General features: G+C 44.8%; 2 protein-coding genes. One reads left to right on the top strand and one right to left on the bottom strand.

Annotated features, from left to right (window positions below):
• A partial coding sequence (locus AYJ08_RS06085; protein WP_369799666.1) for a MaoC family dehydratase occupies nucleotides 1-211 on the top strand: 211 nt, incomplete at its 5' end.
• 62 nt (nucleotides 212-273) lie between these two features.
• Here AYJ08_RS06085 and AYJ08_RS06080 read toward each other — a convergent pair.
• Nucleotides 274-1,056 carry a zinc ribbon domain-containing protein gene (locus AYJ08_RS06080; protein ID WP_064016983.1) on the bottom strand — a complete coding sequence of 261 codons (783 nt, stop codon included), beginning with the start codon at nucleotides 1,054-1,056 and terminating at the stop codon, nucleotides 274-276.
• Between the last annotated feature and the right edge of the window lie 88 nt (nucleotides 1,057-1,144).

Raw genomic sequence — 1,144 nt, 5'->3', positions numbered from 1 at the left:
CGATCTCCATTACATTGCGAGGGAGTTTAACAACGAATTTTTGCGTCCGGTGTTTACGGGGGATACGATCACCTGTGAGGTAACAATTAAAGAGGTTACACCCATGGAGGGTTTTGACAAGGTAGCGTTATCGTTTGTCTATTACAATCAAGCAGGGAAAGAAGTATTAATCGGAACCAGTCACGGCATTATTCGAAAGGAGGCAGAATGAGACCAAAGTAAAAAAGCAGGCACGAATGAGAAGGAAAGCTACTCACGTGTCTGCTTGAGCTTTTATTGGCTAGGAGCCTCAACTGCTACATATATTTCAACAATGGCGTCATTCGGATTGCTCGCTCGCTCATCGTAGTGTTCAAAATCGCCTGTGAAGGTGCGGGAAAGCTCACTATTCATAGACCACGCCCAGATGAATTGCCAAGCCTCTGCGACAACCTCAGATAAAGCACCGCGTCTGGAAGTAAAGACAGCATATTGAGCGGCAGGTAGCGTGATTGTGGTGATGCTTGGACTAGCAATCGCCGACTTGTCCGCTATTCTATTCCCAATTAAACTGGTATATTCCCCAATGGCTCCATTCTCGTACTCTGCATATACACTATAGATCTTCTGGGATAGACTATGCTGAGCAATCTGTTTCGCTATATTTTCAGAGAAATACCGATTCCACAGCCCACTGATGACACCACTTCCAGAGAGCTCACGAGCATTGGTTGTACGGGCAGAGATTCCCGCAATCGTGAACTCTTCAAGACGAACGAGTCTAGGCTCCTCAAGGGGTTGCTGGGGACTAGCTGTGTGATTTTCCTGTGCCCAACGTTTTAATTGAGGGAATAGTCCTGTTAACATGGTACGGGCCTGTTGCTCACTCATTCCATCTCTTGCCATGTGAGGAATGCATATTTCTATCATTTGTTCCATTGTGCAGTCTGGAGCAGTAAACGCTCCCTGATCATAGCAGTATGAGCAATATTCCTGTGATTTGCTATTGTCTTTCTCTGTACCTAGCACTTCTTCATGAAGCGGCATGCTACAGCTTTGGCAAAAGGTAATAGTCATTTTTATCACTCCTTCTTGGTTTACTAACAGTATAAGAAGCAAAACCTGACAACTCTCTGTCAGGTTTCCATGAATCATTTTTATACAT

It is taken from the genome of Brevibacillus sp. SKDU10 (assembly GCF_001645205.1).
GTDB lineage: Bacteria > Bacillota > Bacilli > Brevibacillales > Brevibacillaceae > Brevibacillus_B > Brevibacillus_B halotolerans.
The sequence above is the reverse complement of the archived record's forward strand: the minus strand, read 5'-3'. Positions and strand labels throughout refer to the sequence as shown.

What these genes read in the sequence shown, in the direction of transcription:
- AYJ08_RS06080 (WP_064016983.1), bottom strand. Translation starts at nt 1,056, where the DNA reads ATGACTATTACCTTTTGCCAAAGCTGTAGCATGCCGCTTCATGAAGAA.